Source organism: Streptomyces sp. NBC_00019 (assembly GCF_045041015.1).
GTDB lineage: Bacteria > Actinomycetota > Actinomycetes > Streptomycetales > Streptomycetaceae > Streptomyces.
On sequence record NZ_CP108302.1, the window covers coordinates 975,944 to 993,249 of the forward strand.

General features: G+C 70.2%; 19 protein-coding genes. 11 read left to right on the top strand and 8 right to left on the bottom strand.

Annotation, left to right across the window (positions count from 1 at the left end; all coding sequences use genetic code 11):
• The first annotated feature begins 2 nt into the window (after positions 1–2).
• Positions 3–1,034, top strand: coding sequence for an alpha/beta hydrolase (locus OHU89_RS04750; RefSeq protein WP_405640074.1), 1,032 nt, complete (start codon positions 3–5; stop codon positions 1,032–1,034).
• A gap of 122 nt (positions 1,035–1,156) precedes the next feature.
• Complete coding sequence (locus OHU89_RS04755) at positions 1,157–2,383, top strand: PucR family transcriptional regulator (protein WP_405640076.1); 1,227 nt, start codon at positions 1,157–1,159, stop codon at positions 2,381–2,383.
• 20 nt (positions 2,384–2,403) lie between these two features.
• Here OHU89_RS04755 and OHU89_RS04760 read toward each other — a convergent pair whose 3' ends face one another.
• Positions 2,404–2,985 (bottom strand): dihydrofolate reductase family protein, encoded by a 582-nt coding sequence (locus tag OHU89_RS04760; RefSeq protein ID WP_405640078.1) that lies wholly within the window; start codon positions 2,983–2,985, stop codon positions 2,404–2,406.
• A gap of 246 nt (positions 2,986–3,231) precedes the next feature.
• Between OHU89_RS04760 and OHU89_RS04765 the strand changes: the two genes are divergently transcribed.
• Complete coding sequence (locus tag OHU89_RS04765; RefSeq protein WP_405640080.1) at positions 3,232–3,873, top strand: cutinase family protein; 642 nt, start codon at positions 3,232–3,234, stop codon at positions 3,871–3,873.
• Between the two features lie 117 nt (positions 3,874–3,990).
• On the opposite strand, the gene OHU89_RS04770 is transcribed toward OHU89_RS04765, so the two are convergent.
• The 4 genes from OHU89_RS04770 to OHU89_RS04785 all read right to left on the bottom strand — a co-directional run bounded on the left by OHU89_RS04770 (position 3,991) and on the right by OHU89_RS04785 (position 9,184).
• Positions 3,991–5,013, bottom strand: a complete 1,023-nt coding sequence (locus OHU89_RS04770) for a S8 family serine peptidase (RefSeq protein WP_405640082.1) — start codon at positions 5,011–5,013, stop codon at positions 3,991–3,993.
• A 174-nt stretch (positions 5,014–5,187) separates the two neighbouring features.
• A complete protein-coding gene (locus tag OHU89_RS04775) occupies positions 5,188–6,966 on the bottom strand; it encodes a hypothetical protein (protein ID WP_405640084.1) in 1,779 nt (592 codons plus the stop codon).
• Between the two features lie 754 nt (positions 6,967–7,720).
• A complete protein-coding gene (locus OHU89_RS04780) occupies positions 7,721–8,374 on the bottom strand; it encodes a TOPRIM nucleotidyl transferase/hydrolase domain-containing protein (protein ID WP_405640086.1) in 654 nt (217 codons plus the stop codon).
• Positions 8,375–8,581: 207 nt separating this feature from the next.
• Positions 8,582–9,184: a dihydrofolate reductase family protein gene (locus tag OHU89_RS04785; RefSeq protein ID WP_405640088.1), complete on the bottom strand. Its 603-nt coding sequence runs from the start codon at positions 9,182–9,184 to the stop codon at positions 8,582–8,584.
• Between the two features lie 69 nt (positions 9,185–9,253).
• Between OHU89_RS04785 and OHU89_RS04790 the strand changes: the two genes are divergently transcribed.
• The 3 genes from OHU89_RS04790 (at position 9,254) to OHU89_RS04800 (ending at position 11,140) form a co-directional block, all read left to right on the top strand.
• Complete coding sequence (locus OHU89_RS04790; protein WP_405640090.1) at positions 9,254–9,832, top strand: TetR/AcrR family transcriptional regulator; 579 nt, start codon at positions 9,254–9,256, stop codon at positions 9,830–9,832.
• Between the two features lie 31 nt (positions 9,833–9,863).
• On the top strand, positions 9,864–10,364 hold the full coding sequence (locus tag OHU89_RS04795) for a GNAT family N-acetyltransferase (protein WP_405640092.1): 501 nt from the start codon (positions 9,864–9,866) through the stop codon (positions 10,362–10,364).
• Positions 10,365–10,429: 65 nt separating this feature from the next.
• Entirely contained in the window at positions 10,430–11,140 is a 711-nt protein-coding gene (locus tag OHU89_RS04800; protein ID WP_405640094.1) for a hypothetical protein, read from the top strand.
• Positions 11,141–11,164: 24 nt separating this feature from the next.
• Here the strand turns inward: OHU89_RS04800 and OHU89_RS04805 are convergent, their stop codons facing one another.
• Entirely contained in the window at positions 11,165–12,094 is a 930-nt protein-coding gene (locus OHU89_RS04805) for a LysR family transcriptional regulator (RefSeq protein ID WP_405640096.1), read from the bottom strand.
• Between the two features lie 71 nt (positions 12,095–12,165).
• Here OHU89_RS04805 and OHU89_RS04810 point away from each other — a divergent pair, with 71 nt between their 5' ends.
• From OHU89_RS04810 to OHU89_RS04825, 4 genes are read left to right on the top strand one after another with little or no spacing between them, the layout of a single operon-like run.
• Positions 12,166–13,020 (top strand): alpha/beta fold hydrolase, encoded by an 855-nt coding sequence (locus OHU89_RS04810; protein WP_405640098.1) that lies wholly within the window; start codon positions 12,166–12,168, stop codon positions 13,018–13,020.
• A complete protein-coding gene (locus OHU89_RS04815; protein ID WP_405640100.1) occupies positions 13,017–13,829 on the top strand; it encodes an LLM class flavin-dependent oxidoreductase in 813 nt (270 codons plus the stop codon). The genes OHU89_RS04810 and OHU89_RS04815 overlap by 4 nt, the downstream gene beginning before the upstream one ends.
• 10 nt (positions 13,830–13,839) lie before the next feature.
• Entirely contained in the window at positions 13,840–14,613 is a 774-nt protein-coding gene (locus OHU89_RS04820) for a methyltransferase domain-containing protein (RefSeq protein WP_405640102.1), read from the top strand.
• 53 nt (positions 14,614–14,666) lie between these two features.
• On the top strand, positions 14,667–14,816 hold the full coding sequence (locus OHU89_RS04825; protein WP_405640104.1) for a hypothetical protein: 150 nt from the start codon (positions 14,667–14,669) through the stop codon (positions 14,814–14,816).
• On the opposite strand, the gene OHU89_RS04830 is transcribed toward OHU89_RS04825, so the two are convergent.
• Together OHU89_RS04830 and OHU89_RS04835 are read right to left on the bottom strand one after the other, a co-directional pair.
• On the bottom strand, positions 14,789–15,799 hold the full coding sequence (locus OHU89_RS04830) for a hypothetical protein (protein WP_405640106.1): 1,011 nt from the start codon (positions 15,797–15,799) through the stop codon (positions 14,789–14,791). The two genes, OHU89_RS04825 and OHU89_RS04830, sit on opposite strands and share 28 nt — an antisense overlap.
• Positions 15,800–16,274: 475 nt before the next feature.
• Entirely contained in the window at positions 16,275–16,769 is a 495-nt protein-coding gene (locus OHU89_RS04835) for a hypothetical protein (RefSeq protein ID WP_405640108.1), read from the bottom strand.
• Between the two features lie 99 nt (positions 16,770–16,868).
• On the opposite strand from OHU89_RS04835, the gene OHU89_RS04840 reads away from it, so the two are divergent.
• Positions 16,869–17,240, top strand: coding sequence for an iron chaperone (locus OHU89_RS04840; protein WP_405640110.1), 372 nt, complete (start codon positions 16,869–16,871; stop codon positions 17,238–17,240).
• Positions 17,241–17,306: the final 66 nt, after the last annotated feature.

Sequence of the window (17,306 nt, forward strand, 5' to 3'; positions counted from 1 at the left end):
CTATGCCCGACCGCACCACCGCATCGTCCCGGGGTACCGCCGAAGTGTCCGCCGGCACCGCCGGAATGTCCCGACGCGCCGTCACCAGAGCGGCCGCCGCCACCGGTCTGGCCGCCCTCTTCGGCGCCGCGGCCACCGGCACCGCCGCGGCCACCGGCACCGCCGCGGCGACCACACGCCGGGCAGCCGCCGCTCCCAGCGTCACCCAGCTCGGCCCCCGCACCTTCGATGTCTCCCTTCCCTCCACCGCCCTGGGCCGCAGCGCCCCGGTGCGGCTTGTGCTCCCCTCCTCGTTCGCCACACAACCGGGCCGCACATACCCCGTGCTGTACCTCCTCCACGGTGCCCACGACGACTACACGTCCTGGACCCGGGAGACGGACATCGTGGCGTTCACGGAGGGGCGGGAGCTGATCGTGGCGATGCCGGACGCCGGGCCCACCGGCATCCCCACCGCCTGGCGCAACGGCCCGGACTACGAGACCTTCCAGCTCACCGAGGTCCCCGCGCTGCTGGCCCGGGACTACCGGGCGTCCGCGGTCCGGGTCGTCGCCGGGGTCTCCACCGGCGGCTATGGGGCGATGGCCCACGCTGCGCGGCATCCGGGAACGTTCGCGGCGGCGGCCTCGTACAGCGGCATCCTCGACACCACGGCCCCCGGCGTGCCCAGCCTGATGGACGCCATCGTGGCCCGCGAGAACCTGGCGCCGCTGTCCCTGTGGGGCAACCCGATCCTGAACCTGCTCACCTGGCGGGACTTCAACCCGCGGGCACGCGCGGCAGGGCTGCGCGGCACCGCGCTGTACGTGTCCAGCGGCAGCGGGGTGGTGGGCGGGAGCGGCGACTGGCTGCCGGAGGCGCTGGAGAGCGCGCTGTGGCCGTCGGCGCACGCCTTCACCGACACCCTCGCGTGGCTGCGCGTCCCGGTGACGACTCACTACTACGCGGGAGGCGGGCACAGCTGGACCTACTGGAAGCGGGAGTTCGGCGCATCATGGCCGATGCTCGCCGGTGCCCTGGGGGTGCCGGCGTGAGGCCGGTGCCGTCGGGGCACGGAACGGAGCGCAGGGGACGTACGTCCAACCCAGGACTTGTCCCTCGCCCCACGGGCACCAGCCCACGGGTGAGCCGCTTCCGGGTGAAAGGAGGGTCCGCCGTGGCTGCCCCCACACCGCCGCCCGGCGTACCGGACGGCCCGCGCGCCGCCCCGGTGCCCCCCGAATTGGCCAAGGTGCTGCGCGACCAGTTGGAGGCCGTCGCCGACGAGGTGGAGGAGGAGGTACGCAGACAGGTCCCGGAGTACGCCCGGCCGGGAACGTACGGCACGCACCTGAGATCCGGGGTCGTACAGGCACTGACCCTGTTCGTCGACCACATCGCCGATCCGCACGGCCAGGGCGCCGCCATCACCGCCACGTACTACGAACTCGGGCGCGGCGAGGCCATGGAAGGGCGTGGTCTGGACGCGTTGCAGTCCGCGTTACGGATCGGCGGTCTGCACGCCTGGCGGCTGATGGGCCGTACCGCGGAGGAACTCGGACTGGACTCCTCGGTGGTCTCCACTCTGGGTGAACTCGCTTTCCAGACGGTGCACGAGGTCGCCGAGGCGGCCGCCGCCGGATACGCGGAGGCACGGCTGCGCAGCACGGACGAGCTGGAGCGGCGTCGCCGACGGCTGCTCGACCTGCTGCTGGGCGAGGGGCCGGTGGCCCCGGAGGCGGTGCAGGATCTGGCGCACGGCGCCCGGTGGTCGGTGCCGAGACAGGTCGCGGTGGTCGCGCTCGCGTCGTCCCCGGACCAGCGGGAGGCGGATCGGCCGTTGGCAGCCGCGGGGGCGCTGGTGGACATGGACTCCCGGCCGCCGCGGATGCTGGTGCCCGACCCGGACGGTTCCGGCCGTTTCGGCGGCCGGGCGTTCACGCTCGCGCTGCGCGGCCGGCCCGCCGCGATCGGACCGACGGTCCCGCTCGACGAGGCCGCCCGTTCGCTGCACTGGGCGACCCGGGCCCTCGGTCTGATGGGGCGCGGCATCCTCCCCCGGCAGGGCGTGGTGCGCTGCGCCGACCATCTGTCGACGCTGCTGCTGCACGCCGACGAACCGATGCTCGCCCAGCTCCAGTTGCGGGTGCTGAGACCGCTGGACGCGGTCGCGGAGGGGCCGCGCGGCCGGCTCGCCGAGACGCTCCTGGCGTGGCTGCTGAGCGGCAGCAACGTGCCCGACGTCGCCGCCCGCCTCCACGTCCACCCGCAGACGGTGCGTTACCGCCTGCGGCAGTTGGAGAAGCTCTTCGGCGACGCCCTGCACGACCCGGGCGCCCGCCTGGACCTGATCCTCGCCCTGCGTGCGGAGGCACTGCGGGACGACGCCACGTTCACCGCCTAGGTAAGCCGGCTGACGCCCTCTCAGCGATCGGTCGGCTGACGCACCACGCGGTGGCGGAGGTAGACGAATTTCTCGTTGAAGGTGCGGGTCTCGACGAGTTCGAGATCCACCCGGCGCTCGTCCCGGGGAAAGAACGGGATGCCACCGCCGACCAGCACCGGGTAGACCACGGCCCGGTACTCGTCGATCAGCCCCGCCGCGGCCGCCTCGGCGGCGAGAGTCGCGCCGCCGATCGCGATGTCGCCCTCCCCCGGCTCGGCGCGCAGTCGCTCGATCTCCTCCGCGACGCCGCCGGAGGCCAGGCGGGCATGGCCCTGCACCTCCGACAGCGTGGTGGAGAACACCACCTTGGGCAGCGGATTCCAGAGCGCGGCCCACTCGAGCTCGGCCTCGTCGAGCGACCCGTCCTGGTTGGCGGTCTCCCAGTACAGCATCGTCTCGTACAGCCGCCGCCCCATCAGATGGACGCCGACCTCCCGGATCTCGTCGATCCAGAAGCGAAAGACATCCGGGTCGGGCGCCGACCAGTCGAAGCTGCCGTCCGGCCCGACGATGTATCCGTCGAGTGAGACGTTCATCGAATAAGTCACGCTGCGCGTCACATGTCCTCCTGGGAAGCAGGGTTTCACCGTACGACTGCCGGAGGCCGCCAAACTCATCGCGACTCGCGGGATTACCTGGGTCGAGCCCCTCACGAGATCATGTCACTGAGAAACCCTTACTCACCTCGGCACAAAAAGACAAGGAATTCCTGAATTCCCGTCCATCACACCCGGTCCGACAACGCGAATACGTTCGGGACGTCCTTTCCACAGGCGCTCCACGCGCCCCACCCTCAAAGGATCCCCATGCGTATCCGCTTGTGTCTCGCCGCTCTCTCGCTGGCCGGCGGGGCCGGACTGGCCACCGTCTCGGCCCCCACGGCCACCGCCGCTGCCTGCACGGACATCGACGTCGTCGCGGCTCGCGGCACGTTCGAACCCGGCACACTGGGCTTCATCGTCGGCGACCCGGTGTATTCCGCGCTGCAGAAGAAAATCACCGGCAAATCACTGTCCAGCTACAAGGTGAACTATCCCGCGGACCTTTCCCTCACCTCGGCCGCGCAGGGCAACACGGACCTGGTGAACCATGTCAGGAGCCAGGCCGCTTCCTGCCCGAACCAGCGTTTCATTCTCGTCGGCTATTCGCAGGGCGCGAACGTCGTCGACAACTCCATCGGCATCAGCAGCGCCGGCGCGGTCGTCGGCAGCCCCATCGTGGCCACGATCCCCACGGCGCTCGAACCGAAGGTCGCCGCGGTGCTGCTGTTCGGCAACCCGATCCGCGCCATCGGCAAGAGCGTCACCGGCACCTACCAGAGCCGCACCATCGACTTCTGCGCGGCCGGCGACCCGGTCTGCGAGAACGGCGGTGACGACGTGGGCGCCCACCTCGGCTACACCGCGAACGCAGACGCGGCGGCCACCTTCGCCGCGACCAAGGTGTGAATTCCGCACGGCGTGCCCGGGAGACGGATCCCGGGCACGCCGTGGCGTCCTTGACCTACCGGACGGTGAGGTAGGCCCGCTCGACGGTCTGGACCAGGGTGTTGCCGTCACGGTCGGTCAGCTCGGCCCGCAGCGAGACGGTGCCCGGCTCGGCGGGGTGCTTGAGCGACAGTCGGTTGCCTTGCTCATGTTGACGACATCGGCGCCTTCGGCGACCGCCCACTCCATGCCCGCGATGATGTCGGAGTCCCAGCCGAAGCCCGCGTCGTCCAGGACCTTGCCGGCGAGGATGCGCGCGCCGGGCGCGACACCCTTGTACCTGCCCTGCGACTTGGCACCCGTACCGGCGATGGTGGAGGCCACATAGGTGCCGTGACCGTTGCGGTCCACACTGTCCTCGGAGTCGGAGAAGTTGCGTTCGGTGATCTCCTGGCCCGCGAGGTCGGGGTGGGTCTCGTCGACGCCGGTGTCCAGCACGGCGACCTTGACGCCCGTCCCGTCGAACCCGGCCTCCCACGCCGTCGGCGCACCGATCTGGGGCACGCTCCGGTCCAGGTCCGCCTGACGCTTGCCGTCCAGCCAGACCTTCTCGATCTTCTTCACCGCCGGTGAGCCGGCCAGCCGCGCGGTGCCCCCGCCGCCTTCGCCACCGTCGGTGAAGGTGTCCCAGAACGCGGAACCACCGCGCCTGTCGGCCCGCAACGCGACGCCGTTGACGCTGTCCAGCGTCTGGCTCACACGGGCCCGAGCGTCACGGAAGGCGCTCGCGGCGGGTGTCTCGTCCCCGCCGTAGGTCACGATCAGCGGCAGGTCCGACCGGCTCTCGTCGTCGTATCCGTATGCGAGCAGCTGGGTGATGTCGAACAGCCGCCGGTCCAGCTTGCCTTGGGCCACCGGCAGTGCCGCGTCGCCGGGCGTGACGTAGGTGTGCCCGTCGACCTTCCGGACCGAGAACGAAGCGCCCTCGCGTCCCTCGGCCCGCTCGATCCCGGTGACCGAGCCGTCCTTGGCGACCGTCACCCGGTCACCGGTGATCAGCGTCACCGTCCGGATGCCTTTCCCGCGCTCCGAAGAGTCCGGGGAGGCCGCGGCGGCCCGGCCCACGCCGGGAACCACGGTCGCGGCCAGTACGACGGCCATAACCGTCACCGCCGGCGGGGCCGCCGTACGTAAGTGTCTGTTGGGGGGTGTGGGTATGCGCATTGCCTGTCTCTCGTCTCGGGCGTCACGGAAACGATCACGCCCTACGAGGCTCCAACCGGCTTGTGACCGGGCCTGGACCAGCCGATAACGGAACGGCAACGGCGGCCTGGATCACGGGCCTTGCACGATCCACCCCTTGACCGCGACCGACTGGCCTCCCTGGCCGGGGTCCCGCGCGAACTCCGTCAGGTTCGTGGAGACGGGTTCGGGACGGCCGTTGTTCTGGGTGGGCGCGGCGGTCAGCACGTCGAGGTGCTGGTAGCCGTCGGCGACCACGGGGTCCAGGTCCGTCGGGACGCGGCCCGCCAGCAGTCCGTCGCCCGCGAGCACGGTGAGCGTCGGGTTGGCGGTGAGCCCGTCCGGATGGACGACGAGGCGCTTCACCTGGGGTGAAGTGGCCAGTTGGAGGTCGGTGACCAGCTTGGTCGGGAAGTACTGCTCGGTGAAGTCCAGCGGCTGCTCGGCCATGCTGCGGGCCAGTTCCCTGATGTCGGTGACCTCCTTGCCCGCGTCGGTGAACGGAGTCCCGTCGGCCGACCGGTACCCGGGGTCGTCGGGGTCGCCGACGCGGTCGTAGTTCCGCCAGGTGTAGAGCGGCCCGCCCGGCTGGTCGGGGATGGCCTTGTACTCGCTGCCGAACAGCGCCGGTTGTTCCTCGCTTCCGTTGGCGACGGGGAAGTTCTTGTCGACGACGGGCCCGCCGTCGAAGAAGCCCACGCTGCTCTGAAGGAACGCCAGCGGTACGGAGTGATCGTCCATCAGCGCGCCGAGGATCGCCTCGTTGGTGAGCCGGAAGTCCTTCACCGCGGGGGATCCGCCGAGGAAGGTGGCGGTGTCCTCGGAGAACAGGAAGCGGTTGGTCACCTCGATGTTGGTGTTGGCGGGCAGATAGCGCGGCAGATCGGTCTCGCCGTCCGGATCCTGCAGCGCGCCCATGCCGGTGATGGCCAGCAGGGTCATCGTCTCCGGGTTGAGAAGCACCGGTGCGGACAGTGTGCGGGACAGCACTCCGCTGTCGAGCCCGGCCTGGACCACGCCGTAACCGAGGCCCACGTCCGGCAGGTTGGTGTCGTCCGGGATGCTGCCGCTCAGATCGGCGAGCGAGGTGGAGACGGTGGTGTCGAGCGCGAAGTAGCCGGTGCACTGGTTGTGTCCGGCGTCCGCCGTGGTGGCCCGGTCTCCGTCGAAGTCGGCCGTCGCGAAGTACCCGGTGATCACACCACCCAGCGAGTGCCCGCCGCACAACACCTTCTGCTTGCGCAGCTGTTGGTCGGGCAGCTCGGCGGTGAGCAGGTCGTACTGGTCGCGGACGGTCCGCTCGATGCCGAGTTTCGCCATCCACCCCAGGTCGCCGTTGCCGACGTAACCGTCGAAGGTGCGGCCCTCGACCTGCTTGTCCCGGTAGTAGTAGTCGACGGCCGTGTGTTGGTCGCCGGAGGCCACTCCGGTGCGGTCCTCCAGACAGTTGGAGCGCCGGTCCAGTGCCCAGAACTCGATGTGCCGCCCCTTTTCGGCGGCGCGGGCCACGGTGTTGCGGGCGACGCTGTCGAAGGCTCCGGCGCCTTCCAGGATTCCCGGCTGGGCAACGAGGATCCGGTCGGCGTCGGCCGAGTCGGCCGGTCCGTCGGCGGCCCGGTAACGCAGATACGACAGCCAGTCGCACGCCGCCGGCCGCGCCCCGAACGACGCCGGCAGCGGCGCCCTCACCCGCACCAACGTCTCGGTCACACCACCGACCGGACTCGTCGACACCACGGCCGTCTCGGTCCGCGCGTCCTCGCCCCGGGCTTCCGGGGCGGCCCCGGTGAACGCCCCGACGGTCAGCAGCACCGCCAGCGCGACACTCCGCGGCGCCCCAAGGGTCATTACTCTGCTGCGACTCGTGTTCATGCTGGGACGGTAGGACCGCGAAACCGGCCCCACCGACCCTTGCTCACAACATCGCAGCGCCGGCCGACACCTTTGTCACCAGGAACCAACTCCGTCTGGTGCAGCTTGAGTTACAGCGACCCTGGTTCGGCGCCGGTGGGCTCGGGCGTGCCCCGGGGCTGCTGAGGACGGAGGCGATCGCGTCCAGTCAACGCTGCCCGCATCCTCGCCGAACTCCAGGAACGCAGCCCTGAGTTCGTCCGCCTGCTGGAACTGCTCTCCGTCATAGGCCACCAGGAGCTCACTCCCTGACCCGCTCCGGCGAAGGCGTCATGGCCGTCAGCCGGCCCACCGGCGGAGCCGGGGCGCGAGCACGGTGTGCACCGCCTCGGCCGCGTTGCTCGCGGCGGATCCGCCCTCGCTGTCGGATTCCGGCTCCAACACGCGCTGGATCTCCAGGAGCAGTTGGTGTCCGGGGCGACCCCGAGTTCGGGCAGCACCCTGGCCGCCATGCTGTTCTCCGCCCGCAGCATCGCCTCGAGCAGGTGGTGGCTGGCGACCGGTGCGCCGGTCGGCCACGGGCTGGGCGCGACTCCTGCGATCCTTCCAGTGACGCCGGCACCGCGGTACGGACCCTACTGATCGGGTTAATCCGAGCTGGAGCTCTTCGAGCAACTGGACGAGACACCCTGCATCGACCAGCTTGAGATGCGGCTGGCCGCGCTGGAGCGCAGGTGACCGGCGCGAGCGGCACCACCGGACGGGTCCGGCCGGATCAGACGTGCGCGAGGAGGCGGTCCAGCGGCCGGGGGACCCGTTCGAGGTCCAGGTGCGCGACAAGTGCCTGCGCGTAGAGGGCCTTACGGCCGCTGTGTGTACCCATGAAGCGCCGTAGCTGGTGCTCCACGGGCCGTTCCCGCTGTGCCGGCTGCCCCTGGAAGGTGTGGAAGGGGCGCGTCTCGCCCTGGGCCTCGATCACCTGACGCACGCCCTCGGCCCCGAGAGCACGGATCAACTCGTCCTCCAGGTCGGCGACGCACACGTGGAACCCGAGCGCCTCCAGCCCGGCCTGCGAGAGACCGGAGCCGAGCCCGACCCGTCCCAGATGACGCCGGAAGTGCCGTTCCTCGCCGATGTCGCAGAGACCGGCCAGCGGCAGTCCGAGCCCCGTGGGACCGCACACGTCCAGGAAGCGCCCGATGTTCGTCGCACCTCCCAGCGGTACGACCGCGACGCCCTCCGCATCCAGGTCGCGGCCGTGGCGCGTGGCCAGCGCTTCCAGCGCGACCTGATCGCTGTTCCCCTCGACGAGGACGATCGTCCGCACGCCGCCGGCCAGTTCCCTGGCCGCCGCGGCGGCTTCATCCGCCCCTGCCCCGCCTGCCGCCCACGCCACCGCAGCCCGACGGAATCGCCCCAACTCGTCCACGAGACCTCGCTTCCCGCCGCCATCGTGACACGGACGAGATCCCGTACGCACACGGCTTTCCGCGGCCGATGACTCAAGAAGTCAGCAGGTGTGAGCGACTCGGCAGGCCGCTCCCCGCCGCTGCTGCGGTTGCCTGATTGCCCGTCAACCGCCTGCAGGCGTCGGCAGGTTGGACCCGTCGGCAGTGTGTGGCGGTTCACGGAAGCCTCAAACGAACTGGCGGCGGGTGAGGCGGGTGAGAGTGACCCCGTTGGGGAAGGCGGTGCGCTCTGCGACGTCGAAGAAGGTGGGGGCGAAAGCGCCGTCGAACAGCGAGATGCCGGTACCGGCAACGACCGGATAGGTCTTGATCAGCAATTCGTCGATCTCGGGTAACAGGCTGCCCGCGAGCCGGCCGCCTCCGCAGAGCCAGACATCCAGGCCAGCGCCCACTTCGCCCTTGAGCTCGCGGACGATAGCGAGCGGGTCGCTCGGCACGACGGTGACGGCTGGGTCCGTGTCCGACTCGAGGGTGCTGGACACGACGTACTGGCGCAGGTGCGCGTACGGGTTGGTGATCCCGTGGTCGAGGGAGAGGCGGTATGTACCGCGGCCCATGACGACCGTGTCGAAGCGGCGGTTGGGCATGTCGGCGACGCCGACGGCAGCGCGGTATGCGGTCGGGACGGTGTCGGGGTACAGCGCGTTCATCCAGGCCGCGTAGGCGGCGGCCTGCTCTTCGTCGCCCTGCGGAAAGAAGTCGAACTCGTCGGTGGGACCGGCGATGCGGCCGTCGAGCGAGACGCCGATGTAGTACACGAGCTTTCGCACTGCGATCCCCCACACGTAGTACTCTATCTATAGTGGTTTGAACGTAGTACTACATCTGGAGTGGTGTCAATGGTGCGACGCAACGACCAACGGCGTGCGGCCCTCGTCGACGCGGCGATCGAGGTACTGGCCCGCGAAGGCGCACGCGGCCTGACTTTCCGGGCCGTGGACGCCGCGGCAACCGTCCCCGCCGGCACGGCCTCCAACTACTTCGCCAACCGCGACGACCTGTTCACCCAGGCCGGCGCCCGCGTCTACGAGCGACTCCAGCCCGACGAGGCCACCATTGCCCGCCACCAGGCGGCCGGCCGCGACCGGGAGACCTACGTCGAGCTGATGCGCGAGCTCGTCGGCCGCATCGCCTCCTTCCGCACCGGTTACCTCGCTCTGCTGGAACTCCGCCTCGAGGCCACCCGCCGCCCCCAACTGCGCAAAGTCCTCACCGAGCGGGTCCGGGCCGACGTCGAGGGCAACATCGCCTATCACGAGGCTTCCGGGCTTCCCGGCGACGCCACCGCCGTCAAGCTGCTCATGCTGACGCTGAACTGGCTGATCGTCGAGCAGCTCACCCTGCCGGACGTCTTCACGGAAGCAGAGCGTGAGCAACTGGTGATGGCCGCGGTGGAGCGCATCGTGGCGGCAGAGTAGACGGCTCTGACCCACGTGTGATGCTGGCGCCATGACCGATCAAGGCGAGATTGCCATCGTCCGCTACCCGGACCGGGCCGCTTCCGTCGAGGACGGCCTGGCCGCATTGCTGGCGTCCTACCACCTGCGGACGGAGGCCGAGAAGGGCGAGGCCGTTGCCGACGTGGACGGGCTGCCGGAACGCTACCGGGCGGAGATCTCCAACCCACGGACCGCGTTCGGCAACGATGACGTACTGATCGCCCTGAGCGGGGACACCCCTGTGGGCTGTTTGGTGGTGACCGCCCCCGTAGACGGGCAGTCGGAGGTCAAAAGACTGTGGACGGACCCGGCGTTCCGGGGCCGGGGCATTGCGTCCCGCCTGCTCGACGCCGCGCTCGCGCACGCTGCGGAAAGCGGCGTGGGCACCGTGCGACTGTCGGTGTGGAAATGGCGGACCGGGGCCATCGCCCTGTACGAACGCTTCGGCTTCACCGTCACCGAGTCATGGGACGAGCGGGATCAGCTGGTGTGCATGCAGCGCGCCGTGTGACACACCGCTGCACTCACCCGTCGCCGATCTCGTAGCGCCTACAACCCGCCCGCTACCTTCCCCCCATGGAACGGGCCATCATCCTGAGCAGCCTCGCCGCGAGCGGAACCGACACCGCCCCGCAGCGACTCACCGAACTTGCCGCCGAACTCGGCATACCGGCCGCCGACCTTCTCGTTGTCGCGGGCCATCCGGTGCCGTCGGAACTCCTGCCGCCGGAGCGCGACGCCAGGGTCCTCAGAGAGTTCGCCTACCGCGTCAGCCACTGCGACCACTCGCGGCTCGCCGCGCTGGAGGCTTTCGTCCGCTCGCTGCCTCGCGTCACCGCCCCGGGACCATTCGTGCAGCCGACGTGGCCAGGCCGCCGTCCCGCCGAGACCAGGTTCGCCACCGTGCTCGGTGCGCTGATCCGCAATCGCGGCTTCGGCATCCGCGAACTGCCGTTCATGGGACTGTCCCTCAGCACGCTGTACGGAATGGTGTGGCGCTGCGACCCGAGTCCGCACCGCCGACAGCAACTGTCCGCCGTAGCAGGTCCGCTGGGCTGGACGCTGCCTGATCTCTTCGCGGTCGCCGAGGAGCCGTACTCGGAGGAAATCCGCCCGATGCTGCACTGCCACCACCTCGGGCGGGTCTTCGCGGCGGCCGTCCCCTTGACCACCGCTCAGCTCATCGAGACCGCGAGGGAAGCGGACCGCCTGAGCGTGCGGGAGGACCACGGCGCGTGGCAGCCCGTCTCGGAGGGCTTCGCCGAGGAGTGCCCGGACTTCCTCTGACAGCAAGGGCCGAGCCGGAGGGGGTCAGGTACCGGTCGGCGGCGGTGCGAGTTCCGCAGCGACCGCGACGGCGATCTCGACGGCTCGGCCGGCGAGTGGTGAGTGGGTACGTCCGGCCCGCCAGTGCAGGTAGATCTCCCGTGGCGGCAGGGACGGCTGCAGCTCATGGACGCGGAGCCTGTGGTCGGACGGGACGTCGGCGCCGTGGATGGCGAGCCAGGGCAGCACCGCCGATCCCAGGCCGGCTCGCACCATCGACAACAGGGTGTCGTTGACCGCGGTGCGAAACACGACGCGCGGACGGGCGCCGCTTCGGGCGACCGCCTGCTCCATCTCGGGCTGGTCGCAGGTCAGCGGCCAGGCCACCATCGGCTCCCCGTCGAGCCGCTCCAGCGGGACCGGGCCCTCGGGGAAGGTGCCGGCGCCTGCCACCAGCAGGTACGGGTCGTCGAGCAGCTTGAGCCGCTCGACATCGCCGTCGATGCGGCCGTCGTAGAACAGCAGATCGAGGTCGCCGATCTGCGGCTGCTCCGGCTCCTCCTCGGACAACCTGATGTCGCAGCCGGGGTAGTCGTCCCGCAGCCGTCGTACGACCGACGGCAGGATCACATTGGACACGCTCTGGAACGTACCGATGTCGATCCGGCCGCCTCCCGCCTTGAACCGGTCCACGGCATCGGCCAACGCGTCGGCCTTCGCCAGCAGTTCGCGGCCCTGGTCCAGGACCACGGAGCCCAACGGAGTGAGCCGCACCGGCTTGGGACCGCCCGGCCGGTCGAACACCGGGCCGCCCACGGCCTTCTCCAACGCGGCCACCTGTTGGCTCACCGTCGACTGGGTGTACCCGAGACGGGCGGCCGCCCTCCCGAACGAGCCCTCCTCGACGATGGCGGCCATCGCCGCCAGGTGGCGCAGCTCGACGTTCATCACGCGTTCCAGCGTAGCGAGACCCATCGTTGTATGCGATTGATTCAATCGAAAATCATCGCTTTTCACGATGCTTTTCGAGGCCTAGCGTTCCAGACATGACCTCACATGAATCTCACGGCGAACGGCTCCTCGACATCGACGGCGCCGAGTTGTGTGTCGAGACCTTCGGGGACCGCACTCACCCCGCGATCGTGCTGGTCGCCGGATCGGCCGCCTCGATGCTGTGGTGGGACGCCGAGCTGTGCGAACGGATCGCCGTCCAAGGCCGGTTCGTGGTCCGGTACGACCATCGGGACACCGGTCGCTCGACCTCCTACCCGCCGGGACGGCCGACGTACTCGTTCACCGACCTGACCCAGGACGTGCTCGGCATCCAGGACGCTCTGGGCATCGAGCGCGCCCATGTGGTCTGTCAGTCGATGTTCGGCGGGACCGGACTCATCCTCGGGGTGGACCATCCCGATCGGGTCGCGTCACTGACGTTCGTCTCGAGCTCCACCGGCGCCGACGACCTGCCGCCGCCGTCGAGCGACCTGGCCATGCCGGCCGAGCCGGACACCTCCGACGCGGCCGCGGTCGTCGCGTACGTGGTCGCCGGCGCGAAGGCGTACGCCGGTGGCTCACCGTACTTCGACGAGGCCGCGATCCGGACCCTGGTCGAACAGGACGTGGCGCGCGCCAGGAACTACGCGTCGACTCTGGTCAACCACTTCGCCATCGAGCTCGACGGGCCGGTGCGAGGAGGTTTCGGCGACATCGCGGCGCCGACGCTCGTGGTGCACGGCGACCACGACCCGCTGCTGCCGCTGCCGCACGGCAAGGCGTTGCGTGACGCGGTTCCCGGTGCGGAGCTGCTGGTCCTGGAGGGGGCCGGACATGACCTGCCGAAGGCCGTGTGGGACGACTTCGTGTCGGCCCTGGTGCGGCACACGCAGGGAGGCCATTCATGAAGCGGCTGCGCTCGGCACTCTGGCTGCCGCTCTTCGACGACCTCGCCGACCCGCGAGTGGTCGCACGCCTCGCCGCCGACGCGGAGGAAGCCGGGTGGGACGGCTGCTTCGTGTGGGATCAGCTGTGCTGGCGGGCACCGGTCCGACAGGTCGCCGACCCCTGGATCGCGCTGGCGGCGATCGCGACCGCGACCGAGCGGCTGCGGCTCGGCCCGATGGTGACGCCACTCGCCCGCCGACGGCCGGCCAAGGTCGCCCGGGAGACCGCGACGCTGGATCGGCTCAGCGAGGGCCGCCTCACCCTCGGCGTCGGCCTCGGCAGCGACCGCTTCGCCGGCGAACTGTCCAGGACCGGGGAGCAACTCGACGACCGACTGCGCGGAAGGATGCTCGACGAGTCCTTGGCGATCCTGGCCGCCGCCTGGTCCGGCGAGCCGGTGCACCACCGCGGCGAGCACTACACGGTCGAGGACATCACGTTCCTTCCGCGGCCGGTCCAGCTGCCCGGCGTACCGGCGTGGGCCGCCGGGTTCCCGGGCAACCTCAAACCGGTCCACCGGGCCGCCCGGCTCGACGGCTTCTTCCCTGCCAATCTCGAGCACCCGGACCAGCTCGCCGAGGTCGTCGCCACCCTCACCGCACTGCGCCATGGTCAGATGGCCTCGTACGACATCGCCGTCAGTCTCCCGCTCGGTATCGACCCCGAGCCGTACGCGAAGGCCGGCGCGACGTGGTGGCTGCCGGAGTTCGACCCGGGCGTAGGGCTCGACGCCGTGCGGGGCGTGCTCCGCGACGGCCCCGCGGCGTGAGGAGGCAGTCGTGTTGTTCGACTACGACTCGGAGCTGGCCCGCTATCACGAGCGGCTGCGGCAGGCCCTCGACATCCGACCCGGCGATCGTGTCCTCGACATCGGCTGTGGCACCGGCCAGACCACCAGGGACGCGGCCAGAGCCGCGGCACCGGGTGCTGCGCTCGGCATCGACGTCTCGGGCCCGATGCTGGCGCGGGCCCGTCAACAGGCCGAGAGGGAAGGGCTCCGCAATACCGGTTTCGTGCAGGCCGACGCCCAGACCCATGCCTTTGCGCCGGAGGAGTTCAGTCTGGCCATGAGCCGGTTCGGCACGATGTTCTTCTCCGACCCGGCCCTCGCGTTCGCCAACATCGGACATGCGCTGCGTCCGGGTGCGCGCTTGGTGCAGCTGGTCTGGCAGGCCGCCGACCTTCAGGACTGGCATGCCGCGATCCGGGCAGCGCTCTCTCCCGGGCATCCGCCCTCGCTGTCGGTCCCAAAGGCCGACGACCCGTTCACACTGGCCGATCCGCACGTCGTGGCCGACGCACTGACCACGGCTGGCTTCACAGCGGTCGACGTCGCCGACGTACGCGAGCCCGTGTACTACGGCCCGAACACCGAGCGCGCGCTCGCCGGCGTACTCCAGCTCCGGATGGCGAAGGAATGGCTCACCGATCTGGATGCCCCGTCCGCCGAGCGCGCACTCGACCGGCTTCACGCGACTCTCGACGCACACGACACCGGCGACGGCGTCTGGTTCGACTCCCGCGCGTGGCTGGTCACCGCACACCGACGTTGACCACCTGGCTGCTGCACACCGACCCGCCCGCTCGCACCAGTGCACTCCCACGAATGAGAGCGGCGGTGGCACCCGTGGCGATGCGCATCGCCACGGGTGCCACTGCCGTTCTTCACCTGCGCTACGCCGGCTGCTTCCGCGGCATGCCGCGCGGCCCGCGTACGTCGGCGAACCCCTACTCGTCGATCACCGAGCCGAAGTGAGCGCCGTGAGCGTTGCCGCCGAGAGCGGCAGCTCCGTAGGACCTCGAACCGTCGGCGAGCAGCCCACTCCCGCTTGCGGGCAGGATCCACACCGCGCCGTCGCCCGCGTTCTCCTCGGGCGCGGCAGCGACGAGCTCGGCCCTGCCGTCGCCGTCCGTGTCCACCAGCCGCACCTGGGCGCCCCACCCGTCGCCCGACTCGGCAGCACCGGGGATCTTGGGGGTGTTCTGGTCGAAGTACTGGGAGCCGGTGCCCGTCAGCCCTGCCTGCGAGCCACGCAACAACGACACCGCACCTGCGGCGGCTTCACCGTCCGCGTCCTCGCCGGGCGCGCCGACAGCCACGTCGGCGCAGCCGTCACCGTCGACATCGGCCACCGACAGCTCGTTGCCCCAGGAGTCGTCGAGCTCCCCCGCGCCGGGCACGCCAGGCGAGTTCTGCGACCACCACTGCGGGGCGGTACCGGGGCCCTCGGTTCCGGAAGGCCCGTCCTCGCCGCCGTAGTAGACGCCGACCAGGCCGCCGGCCGCGTCGTCTGCGGTCTCGTCCACGCCGCCGAGTTGGCCGACGGCGAGGTCGTCGTAGCCGTCGCCGTCGAGGTCGCCGGTGGCGACCGCCTGCCCGAAGCGGTCGCCGGTCTCGGAGGTTCCGGGCACGCCCTTGGACGACTGGCTGATGAGCTCGACCCGGCCCTTGGGCACGGTGGTGTTGGTGCCGATGCCGTTGGGCGCGCCGTACTGCACGTTGACGTACCCGGCACCCTCCCGGCCGTCGACCGTGCCGCCCGGGACGCCGGTGACGAGGTCGGTGTAGCCGTCGCCGTTGAAGTCACTGTTGCGGTCGGCGGCGGAAGTGCCGCCGGGAATGCCCGCGTACGCGGTGGGCGCGGCCAGGATGCCCGCTCCCGCCAGCAGCAGGAACGAGGCGGCTGCGACGGCGGCCGAGCCTGCGGTACGGCGGGTGGTGCGCGCGGTGGTGCTCATGTCTGGTTCCCGCGTGGAAGATTGACGATGTGTCAGTCAGGTGGTCTGGCCTGACGCGGAGTTCGACACGGGTGGCCCGGCACAAGTTGTGGGGCCGAGGTGGGCTGTGACACACCGGAGACATCTGTTGCGGAGCACTCACACATGGCCGTCTCACTGGCCGCTCTCGAGAGTGCACGAGCGACTGACACGGCGAAGCCGCCCGCCTGTTCCCCCGTGGCGGGCGGCTCCTGGCCTTCGGTGTTCAGAGATCAAAATCGGCGGCGGCAACGTAAGCATCCTGGGCCGCTGGACGACACCGGCCAAGGGCCGGCGGCGGGATTCGAACCCGCGTCGCTCTCTTGAGAGGAGAAGTAGCCGCAACCTCCGCACCTGAACGACACCCACCCTAGGGCGGGCTCCCTGCCGGGGCACCTCATTTTCTGGTGGAAGGGGCAGCCAGACCGTGGTCCCGCGCGTCGAGACGCAGGAGCAGTCAGCCCTGTGTACGGGGGCGCAGAGTCACGCGATAGCTCTCCCCGCCATAGAGGGACTCGTAGCGGATCTCCAGGTGCAGGCGCCGAGTTATCAGGTCCAGGAACTCGGCATGAGCCTGTGGATCGTAGGCGTCCACGCTCAGCAGGAACTCCTCGTAGCTGGTGGCGATGGTCTGCGTCTCGGTGAACGTCACCGCGTAGGGCCATACGGCGAGGCCGTCACGGGCTCTGTCCGCGCCGGCCTTGTTCCAGGCGCCGACGACCTCGCCGTCGACCGTCAGGGTGCTGCTGATGATGACGGCTGGGCCCAGACCGGAGTTGATGAGCCTGATCCCCGCCTTTTGCCCCTCGGACATCCCCCGTTGCAACTGGAGTATGGGCCGCACCGAGTAGCGGTTGTGCTGCCGGGTCGCGCGTACCTCGTACACCGAGACGGCGAGCGACGCCACGGCGATCACCACGGCACACGCCGCGACGACTATCTCCGAGTCCATTACGGACTGCCCCCTTCCACCAGGCTCTGAGCCGCACTGCGCGACGGCAGCATCTCAACACGCACTGGCATCGATCACCACAGGCCTCACACTGATGGCATGGGAAAGCCACAGACGGTCGATGAGTACATCGAGGGCTTCGCGGAGCAGGCTCGCGAGGTGCTTGAGCAGGTGCGGGCGCTGGCCCTCGATGCGGTGCCCGCGGCGAGCGAGGCGATCAAATGGGGCCACGCCGCGTGGGTCCACCCGTCCGGGACCATCCTGTTCATGCTCAGCGGTCACGCGAAGCACGCGAACGTCGTGTTCACCCCCAGCACTCGAGAGGCGTTCGACGCCGAACTCTCCGGCTTCGGTACGGGCAAGGGCTCGATCAAACTCCCGTACGGCCGGCCCGTGCCGGACGACCTGCTGCGCCGGATGATCGCGTTCCGTGTCCGTGAGCACGAGGACGACGGCGTGCTGTGGATGTGACGGCCGGGTCCGACGGGACCGGGCCGGGCCGTTCGCCCGAATCCGTCACCACGACGTGGGGCCGGT

What these genes read in the sequence shown, in the direction of transcription:
- OHU89_RS04750 (WP_405640074.1), top strand. Translation starts at nt 3, where the DNA reads ATGCCCGACCGCACCACCGCATCGTCCCGGGGTACCGCCGAAGTGTCC.
- OHU89_RS04765 (WP_405640080.1), top strand. Translation starts at nt 3,232, where the DNA reads ATGCGTATCCGCTTGTGTCTCGCCGCTCTCTCGCTGGCCGGCGGGGCC.
- OHU89_RS04770 (WP_405640082.1), bottom strand. Translation starts at nt 5,013, where the DNA reads ATGGCCGTCGTACTGGCCGCGACCGTGGTTCCCGGCGTGGGCCGGGCC.
- OHU89_RS04775 (WP_405640084.1), bottom strand. Translation starts at nt 6,966, where the DNA reads ATGAACACGAGTCGCAGCAGAGTAATGACCCTTGGGGCGCCGCGGAGT.
- OHU89_RS04790 (WP_405640090.1), top strand. Translation starts at nt 9,254, where the DNA reads ATGGTGCGACGCAACGACCAACGGCGTGCGGCCCTCGTCGACGCGGCG.
- OHU89_RS04795 (WP_405640092.1), top strand. Translation starts at nt 9,864, where the DNA reads ATGACCGATCAAGGCGAGATTGCCATCGTCCGCTACCCGGACCGGGCC.
- OHU89_RS04800 (WP_405640094.1), top strand. Translation starts at nt 10,430, where the DNA reads ATGGAACGGGCCATCATCCTGAGCAGCCTCGCCGCGAGCGGAACCGAC.
- OHU89_RS04805 (WP_405640096.1), bottom strand. Translation starts at nt 12,094, where the DNA reads ATGGGTCTCGCTACGCTGGAACGCGTGATGAACGTCGAGCTGCGCCAC.
- OHU89_RS04810 (WP_405640098.1), top strand. Translation starts at nt 12,166, where the DNA reads ATGACCTCACATGAATCTCACGGCGAACGGCTCCTCGACATCGACGGC.
- OHU89_RS04815 (WP_405640100.1), top strand. Translation starts at nt 13,017, where the DNA reads ATGAAGCGGCTGCGCTCGGCACTCTGGCTGCCGCTCTTCGACGACCTC.
- OHU89_RS04825 (WP_405640104.1), top strand. Translation starts at nt 14,667, where the DNA reads ATGAGAGCGGCGGTGGCACCCGTGGCGATGCGCATCGCCACGGGTGCC.
- OHU89_RS04830 (WP_405640106.1), bottom strand. Translation starts at nt 15,799, where the DNA reads ATGAGCACCACCGCGCGCACCACCCGCCGTACCGCAGGCTCGGCCGCC.
- OHU89_RS04835 (WP_405640108.1), bottom strand. Translation starts at nt 16,769, where the DNA reads ATGGACTCGGAGATAGTCGTCGCGGCGTGTGCCGTGGTGATCGCCGTG.
- OHU89_RS04840 (WP_405640110.1), top strand. Translation starts at nt 16,869, where the DNA reads ATGGGAAAGCCACAGACGGTCGATGAGTACATCGAGGGCTTCGCGGAG.